The 7,644-nt window shown below is 59.4% G+C and carries 7 protein-coding genes; 5 read left to right on the top strand and 2 right to left on the bottom strand.

Features of this window, described 5'->3' with window-relative positions; genetic code table 11:
- The 4 genes from CJ255_RS20230 to CJ255_RS20215 form a co-directional block, all read left to right on the top strand.
- The coding region (locus tag CJ255_RS20230; protein ID WP_281257228.1) for a CARDB domain-containing protein at positions 1-657 on the top strand (657 nt) is incomplete at its 5' end.
- A 171-nt stretch (positions 658-828) separates the two neighbouring features.
- The gene (locus tag CJ255_RS20225; RefSeq protein ID WP_097645891.1) at positions 829-1,638 is read left to right on the top strand and encodes a carboxypeptidase regulatory-like domain-containing protein; all 810 of its coding nucleotides are present in this window, start codon (positions 829-831) and stop codon (positions 1,636-1,638) included.
- Between the two features lie 229 nt (positions 1,639-1,867).
- Positions 1,868-2,776, top strand: coding sequence for a DUF4351 domain-containing protein (locus tag CJ255_RS20220; protein WP_097645890.1), 909 nt, complete (start codon positions 1,868-1,870; stop codon positions 2,774-2,776).
- An 84-nt stretch (positions 2,777-2,860) separates the two neighbouring features.
- Positions 2,861-3,445, top strand: a complete 585-nt coding sequence (locus CJ255_RS20215; RefSeq protein WP_097645889.1) for a Uma2 family endonuclease — start codon at positions 2,861-2,863, stop codon at positions 3,443-3,445.
- Between the two features lie 6 nt (positions 3,446-3,451).
- Here the strand turns inward: CJ255_RS20215 and CJ255_RS20210 are convergent, their stop codons facing one another.
- Positions 3,452-3,769, bottom strand: a complete 318-nt coding sequence (locus tag CJ255_RS20210; protein WP_097645888.1) for a metal-sulfur cluster assembly factor — start codon at positions 3,767-3,769, stop codon at positions 3,452-3,454.
- A gap of 222 nt (positions 3,770-3,991) precedes the next feature.
- On the opposite strand from CJ255_RS20210, the gene CJ255_RS20205 reads away from it, so the two are divergent.
- Positions 3,992-6,421, top strand: coding sequence for a RecQ family ATP-dependent DNA helicase (locus CJ255_RS20205; RefSeq protein ID WP_245863622.1), 2,430 nt, complete (start codon positions 3,992-3,994; stop codon positions 6,419-6,421).
- Positions 6,422-6,491: 70 nt separating this feature from the next.
- Here CJ255_RS20205 and CJ255_RS20200 read toward each other — a convergent pair whose 3' ends face one another.
- The gene (locus CJ255_RS20200) at positions 6,492-7,031 is read right to left on the bottom strand and encodes a hypothetical protein (RefSeq protein WP_124682028.1); all 540 of its coding nucleotides are present in this window, start codon (positions 7,029-7,031) and stop codon (positions 6,492-6,494) included.
- Positions 7,032-7,644 lie beyond the last annotated feature (613 nt).

Raw genomic sequence — 7,644 nt, 5'->3', positions numbered from 1 at the left:
GAGCCCACCCCGGAGCCCACCCCGGAGCCCACCCCGGAGCCCACCCCGGAGCCCACCCCGGAGCCCACCCCGGAGCCACAACCCACACTAAACAGGGTCTATTTGCCTCTCGTGGCACGGCCTGGGCAGGCAGATCTGACCGTGAGTGCGCTGCAGATCACGCCTGAAGGCCCGAATCTCAATGCAGGCACACCAGTGACTATCACGGTAACGGTGACGAACCAAGGCCCTGGGCCAACCGAAGCCTTCTTCTGGGTTGATCTTTATGTCAATCCCAGCAGCACGCCACAGATCAATCAACTCTGGCATGATCGCTGTGCTATCACGCCATGTGTAGGCATGACCTGGCCAGTACGCACCATCCTGCAGCCCGGCGAAAGCATCACTCTGAGTACAGCGGAGGGCTACGACCCAACGCGCAGCTATTGGCTCGGCTGGCTACCAGTGGGTACAGAGCGCATCTATGCCTATGCTGACAGTTGGAACATCGTGGGCAACCGTGGTACCATCCATGAGCTTGATGAACACAACAACCTTGGCGTGATCGAAGGGCTACAGGTTGAAGGCACCAATCCGCCCCACGCTCCGTGGCAGCCCATGCTACGCCCAAGCCTCGTACAGCAGGATGGCTTACCGACACGGCCTGTCGTTAGGTAGGTGCAGGCGAGGATGGGAGCGCCAAGCGCTCCCATCCTCGCCTCGTTATGTAAGAAGCTGTCTGAAAAGCCGGAGGGCACACGCTGGAGTGCCGGCTTTAGCCGGCTGAAGCCGGCACTCCAACGCCAACCCATAGACTTTTCAGACAGCCTCTAAGGAAACAACCCTCATATGCAACGGCTACTCAGCACCATCATGATCAGCAGCGGCCTTATGCTTTTGCTGCTGGCGAGCCTGCCCTACGCAGCACCCTTAGCCGCACAGGGCGATGACGAGCTACCACCGCGCCCGACCTTGACCCCTATGCCGGAGCTTCCGACTTCAGAGTTGCCCGCGACAGCCACACCGCTGCCCGCGACAGCCACGCCACCGCCCGCGACAGCCACACCGCTGCCCGCCACAGCCACGCCGGTAGGGCCACCACCACCAGCGCAACCCGACCCGGCCCCGCAGCCGAGTCCAACCCCACTCCCCGCAGGGCGGATCACGGGTACGGTGATTGATCTGACAACTGGGGCACCAGTGGCAGGGGTAGCAGTGCAGGTAGGAACCCATGTAACCAGCAGCAACAGTGATGGCAACTACAATATTGAGGGACTGCCTACGGGCAACTACACCATCGAATTATTACCCACAGCAATGCAAGGTACAGCGGCCCAAGGGCCGATCACAGTGGCATTACTACCAGGCGCGACGGTCGTACAGCACCTCGCCCTACGTAGCCCACCACAGCCAAGCCCAGGCGACTCAGAGCAAGCAACCGAGCCAACGCCCCCCGTAAGCCCAGAGCAAACAACGGAGCCAACGCCCCCCGTAAGCCCAGAGCAACCCCCAATCAGCCCGGAGATACCCGTATACCTACCCATCACTGCGGGTAGCCACACCAACCAAGGGCTCATGCTCCTCAGTGCAATCCTACTACTCACCCTTGGTTTTGGGGTGCGCTGGTTGCTGGCAATTGGGCGTCATAGGCCGCTCTAACACGCACTGCTACAAGAAACATGCGAACAAGCCGCAGCCCCAGACCACAGAGCAGGTCTGGGGCTTGTCGTTTCCGACCAAAACCGTAACTTTTTGCCTCTTGCGACGGTATATAGTATGAGGGCTCTATTTCGGCGGGGGAGAAGCGAGGACATGAGGCAGCAGGATGTTCACCATGCTGCCACGCAGTAGTGTGACCTAAACGCATCTCTACAGGAGCAACGACATTATGCGCCTTGACCATGACGGCATCTTCAAGCAACTATTAAGCGCCTTTCTGATCGAGTTCTTTGAACTCTTTGCGCCCGATTTGTTGGTGTTGATCGATCCCCACGAGTTGCGTCTGTTACCGACCGAATCGTTTGTCAATCTCCTCGATCCTGATCGACGCACCGCAGATCTCTTGGTGCACGCCAAGATCAGAGATAGCCCAGGTACCATCTTGATCCACCTTGAACATCAAGCGCAACACGACGACGTGCTTGATCAGCGCATGTTTCGCTACTTTGCCCGTTTCTACAACCATTACGACCATCCCGTCTGTCCGGTGGTGCTTTGCTCCTATCCATCGCCACTGCGGATGGCGACACAGCGACACCAGTTGAGCATCGGCACGCGAAACATCCTCAACTTTGAATACCAAGTGGTACAATTAAATCGCTTGGATTGGCGCGACTATCTCGGTCATCCCAACCCGCTCGCTGCCGCCTTGATGGCACGCATGCGTATCGCCCGCCACGAGCGTTGGCAAGTCAAAGCCGCCGCGCTCAAACAGTTGATGAGGGTCACCCGTAACAGCGAAGCGCGGCGCATGCTCGCCGCCTTTATCAGCATCTACCTGCCACTCAATGTCCACGAGACCGCACAATTCAATGCGGATGTGGCAACCTGGCAGGCTCACACCAAGGAGTCAGTGGTGGAACTTATTTCTGAATGGGAACAGAAGGGCATCGAGAAAGGGCGCTGCGATCTCCTGCTCTACCAACTCGAACACCGTTTCGGGCCAGTGCCCGCAGCATTGCACCAACAGCTTATGGCCATGCCCTCCAAACGCCTGCTGGCCTTGAGTGCCGCGCTGTTTGATCTGACCAGTCTGGATGCGGTGCAGGCGTGGGTGAATCAGGCCGAACGTGGCTAGGGTGTAGGTAGGGTGTAGGAGCATGGAATAGCCGCGAAAGCGTGCAAAAAGGTTTGTTAGCGCTAGGCAAGGTTCACAGAAAAAATGACTACCTCAACCCTTGAGTCACGTGCAGTACACCCCATCACTCGGCGCTTCAGCGTCGAAGAGTATGAGCGCATGGCCCAATCTGGGCTCTTTGATCCGGACGAGCGGCTTGAGTTGCTTGATGGAAGGATTGTCCACATGAGTCCGATTGGCCCGCTCCATGCCGCTGTGGTGCTGCGCCTCAACACCTTGCTCAATCGCTTGCTCGTTGGACGCTATCTGATCAGCGTTCAAAACCCCATCAGGCTAGGGGCGCAGAGCGAACCCCAGCCCGATGTACTGATGCTGCACCCACGCCACGACTATTACGCCACAGCCCATCCCACTCCATCTGAGGTCTTGCTTGTCGTTGAGGTGGCCGATCCAACCAACAGCTACGACCGTAGCATCAAGCTGCCGCTCTATGCTGCTGCGGGTATCGCCGAAGTCTGGCTTGTGGCGCTCGCGCAACAGCAGATCGAGCAGTACTACCATCCAATCGGCGACCAATATGGCAGTAAGCAGACCTATAGCCGTGGCGCATGTATTACAGCCCATGGCGTAAGCGGGTTAGAGCTGGAGGTGGATGATATCTTGGGTTAACCTACGTTAGAAAAACCCCAACTCATCGCGCGCCTCTTCGCTCATGAGCGACGGGTTCCAGAAGGGTGTCCAGACTAGGTTAATCTTCACATCTTCAAGCCCTTTGTAGACTTCACTGAGGGCCATGACCTCACGCTTGGCTTGATCCAAAATCTGCGGGCCAGCCGGGCAAGCCGGGGTCGTGAGGGTCATATCAATATCCACCTTGCTCCCCTCGTCCAGCACATCAATCCGGTAGACAAGCCCAAGATTCACGATGTCGAGCCCGATTTCGGGGTCAATCACGTTCTTGAGCGCGGCGCGTACCATATCTTCGTTGAGCATATGTTCCTCTTTCGGTGGGGTTTTGGGGATGCTGTGCCTCCCCCAAAGCTGGTTTTGCTGTCGTGTTGGTGGCAGCACCACCAACACGACAGCAAACCATGAGCTTGGGGCGTAGCCCCAACAAGCTGTAACCTGTAGCCTGTATGCTTCCCTTAGTATGATACCATAAGCACTATGATAGAGCTCTTTATTGCTAATCCACTTTGGTTAACGTGACACCATATGGTAAACTCTGATCACAATCCACTCCTCAATCTGCCCGCTGCGACGTTGGCGCTGGTGGTGGGTGATGCGCGTAAGCGTTTGGTGACCTACCTCAATCGTTGGGGCTACTATGAGACGCTGTTGGCCTATTTTGATCTCTGGCTGGAGGTGCAACCAACAGCGGTGACGCTGCGCGAGGGGCGGGCGCGTGTCTTGGTTGAGTTGGGCCAGGGGGCCGAGGCGCTGACGCTGCTTGATGCGCTTGATGCTGAACGAAGTCCGAGTAACTCCCGCCGCCAGTTGCGCCTGCGGGCATTGCTCGATGCCCATCGCTTTACTGAGCTTGACCAGATGCTGACAGCGATGCTGGCGGAGGAGGAGCAGCCTTTCTATACGCTGTTGCTGCGCGGCGATGCGCTGCGGGCGCAGACGCTGTTTGACCATGCGGCCACTGCGTATGCTCAGGCAGCAGAGTTTGATCCGCTCTCCTTGGCCCCGATTCGCCGTCAGGCTGAATTGGCCCTCGATCAGGGTGAGGCGGAAGTGGCGCGCGGCTTGATTGATGCGCTCATGCTGCGCCCCGGCTATACCCCGGTGACCGCCGATCTCCAATTGCTGCTGCGTGCCGCTGAGTTGGCTGAGGATACGGCGGCGATCCAGGCGCTCCGCAGCCAACTGGCAACCCAAGAGCAGGCCGATCGCGCCACGACCATCCAGAGCCTGAAGCTCCATGCTATGCCTGTGGCCGAGACGTTACAGGAGGTGGCACCGGAGCCGAATGAGACGAGTAGCCCGGCCCTGCCCGAAGAAGCCTATGCGACCCTGCGCGACATCTTTGGGCTTGATGATTTTCGCCCCAATCAGGCCCGCGTGATCCAGAGTATGCTCGCTGGGGTGCCGACGTTAGCAGTTATGCCAACGGGCGCGGGGAAGTCGCTTACCTACCAGTTGCCCGCGCTGCTGCTGCCCCAGCCAACGGTGGTGGTAAGCCCGCTGATCGCTTTGATGAAGGATCAGCTCGATGGCCTGCCCGACCAGGCGCGCCCCTATGCAACCTTGATCAACTCTTCGCTTAGCGCAAGTGAATTGGGGGCGCGCCTGCGCGCCATTGGCAACGGCCAGTATCGCTTGGTCTATATTGCGCCCGAACGTTTGCGCCAGCGCGCCTTCCTCCACGCGCTCAAACGCTGTGGCGTGGCGCGGGTCGTGGTTGATGAGGTTCACTGCCTGAGCCTCTGGGGCACGAGTTTCCGCCCTGACTACCTCTTCATCGGGCGCGCCATTGAGGAACTGGGCAATCCGCCGGTCTTGGCCCTGACCGCCACCGCCTCACGTGAGACCCAAGCGGAGATTGTGGCTAGTCTGGGGGCGTGTGAGCGGGTAATTGCTTCGGTCTACCGGCCTAACCTCTACTTCCAGGTGGTGCGGGCGGGCAACCGCGACGATAAGTTCAAGGCGCTGCTCGACATGTGTCGGCGCATCAATGGCCCAATCATTGTCTATGCCCGTTCGCGCCAGAGTTGCGAAGAGTTGGCCGAGGGGCTGCGTCAAGCGGGGATTGTGGCCGACCACTACCATGCCCAAGTGAACGACCGCGCGACCTGCCAAGAGCGCTTTATGCGTGGCCAAACTCGCGTCTTGGTTGCAACGGTTGCCTTTGGTATGGGCATTGATAAACCCGACATTCGGGCGATTGTCCACTATAACCTGCCCCAATCAATGGAAGCCTACTACCAAGAGGCGGGCCGGGCCGGGCGGGACGGACAGCCCGCGGTTTGTGTGTTGCTCTACGCGGCGAGCGATAAAGGGCGTTTGAGTACGTGGCTCAACGAGGAGGCGCTGACCCGCGACGATCTGCGTGAGCTCTTCAAGGCGCTGCGGCGGCTGATGCGCGGCCCTTGTGATGTGCTTGATCTGACGCAGTTGCAGCGGGCGCTGCCGGGCGATAGCGAAAGCCTTGTGCGGGTAGGTTTGAGCATGCTGGAGCGGGTGGGGCTACTGCGCCGCCACTTTGACAGCCCGGAGTTTGCGACCCTGACTCTGAGTGGCCTACCTGCCCCTGATGACCAAGCGAGCCAAGTGGCGCAACTGGCCGGGTTGAGTGAAGGTGAGCCAGTGGAGGTTGATCTGCTCTTGTTGGCCGAACGAACCGGCATGCCCGCTGCCGAGATCGAGAGCCACCTGTTGCAGTGGCAAGATAGTGGCTACCTGCGCTTGCGTGGTGGCCCACGGTTACCCTTGGTTGAACTGCTGCCCGCCCCAGACGATGTAGCCAAGCGCATTGACCAACTGCTACGCGACTATCGTGAGCGCCAAGAGCAGCGCATCGAAGCAATGGCCAACTATGCCCGCAGCGCCGACTGCCGTCACCGTTCGCTTGCGGCCCACTTTGGCCAGCGCATCGCCCCCTGTCGCAACGGCTGCGACATCTGTGCGCCACGGAGATAGTCCCAAACTCTATTTCCGCATGCGCTATTGCCCTATTTCCTATCTCCTCCTTTCTGTATCCTAAAAATACTCACCCCTCAGTCATAAACCAACTCCCCCCAACCTGCAAAGTCGGCAACGCTCCACGCTGTTCACCAATGAGATCAATCAGGCCACCCGTGCGCTCGCGCAGCAGATCGCCCTCAGCATTATAGAAGCGCAGGATCAGTTGGCCATCCACAACGCGCACGAGGGCGCGGTCTTCATGCCGCTCGATCACCTCAGTGCCAGAAAAGCTGACTTCAAGGGTTGCATAGGCCCCCACCGCAGGATTGGCCGCACCATGAGCGAAGCGGGCCAACATCAGCCCCAACGCAGCCCGTTGATCCACGCGCTCACTCGGCGCAAAGTGGCTGGCCAAGCGTTCAGCCCAACCCCGTCGGACCTCGATGTCCGTCAACGCCGGATCATTGAGCGCCGCATTGAGATCTTCGAGAAAGCTCTCGACCACCTGATGCGGGCTGCCGCCCCCCGCCCCCACCAATTCGCTCGCTGTGAGCATAGCACCACAGCCACTCAGCGCCAGGGTGAGGCAGCAGAGCAGGAGAAGTTGGAAAAGGGACGCGAGCACGCGAGGACGCGAGCACGCGAGGACGTGAGGACACGAGGACACGAGGACGCGAGGACGTGAGGACACGAGGACGCGAGGACGCGAGAACGCGAGAACGCGAGGACGCGAGAACGCGAGGACGCGAGGACGCGAGGACGCGAGGACGCGAGCACGTGAGGACGCGAGGACGCGAGGACGCGAGGACGCGAGGACATCACGTTTTCGCATCCTCGCAAAGACGCTGGCTGAACTTGTCGAAGCCAAGCGGCACGGCTCAGAATCTATTCCCACGAACAAACCTTTCAAAAAGCCTCTAAGGGAAGCAGAAATTGTTACGTATCCCAGCAGCCTGTCATGCTGAATAGTACATATTCGCAGGCATCGTAGTGCCGACGTTAGTCGGCTGAGGTCTTTGGCAGCGATGGGAGCCGACTAAGGGAAGCAGATTTTGTTGCGTACCCCATTACTTTGTCACTCTGAGTACCTCATGGCCCGCAGGCCAGTGGCACGGAGAGAAACAGCGTGAGTGCGCTGCCCCTCCGCTGGCTGAGCTTGTCGAAGCCAGCGGAGGGTGGCGGCGCAGCGGTGCGGGGCTTCGACAAGCTCAGCCACCGCACCACCGCGCCGCCTTAGG

Origin of the sequence: Candidatus Viridilinea mediisalina (assembly GCF_002532535.1) — a bacterium.
GTDB classification, from domain to species: domain Bacteria; phylum Chloroflexota; class Chloroflexia; order Chloroflexales; family Chloroflexaceae; genus Viridilinea; species Viridilinea mediisalina.
Note: the sequence above shows the minus strand (reverse complement) of the source record. Positions and strands in the feature narration are given on the sequence as shown.

What these genes read in the sequence shown, in the direction of transcription:
- CJ255_RS20215 (WP_097645889.1), top strand. Translation starts at nt 2,861, where the DNA reads ATGACTACCTCAACCCTTGAGTCACGTGCAGTACACCCCATCACTCGG.
- CJ255_RS20220 (WP_097645890.1), top strand. Translation starts at nt 1,868, where the DNA reads ATGCGCCTTGACCATGACGGCATCTTCAAGCAACTATTAAGCGCCTTT.
- CJ255_RS20205 (WP_245863622.1), top strand. Translation starts at nt 3,992, where the DNA reads ATGGTAAACTCTGATCACAATCCACTCCTCAATCTGCCCGCTGCGACG.
- CJ255_RS20210 (WP_097645888.1), bottom strand. Translation starts at nt 3,769, where the DNA reads ATGCTCAACGAAGATATGGTACGCGCCGCGCTCAAGAACGTGATTGAC.
- CJ255_RS20225 (WP_097645891.1), top strand. Translation starts at nt 829, where the DNA reads ATGCAACGGCTACTCAGCACCATCATGATCAGCAGCGGCCTTATGCTT.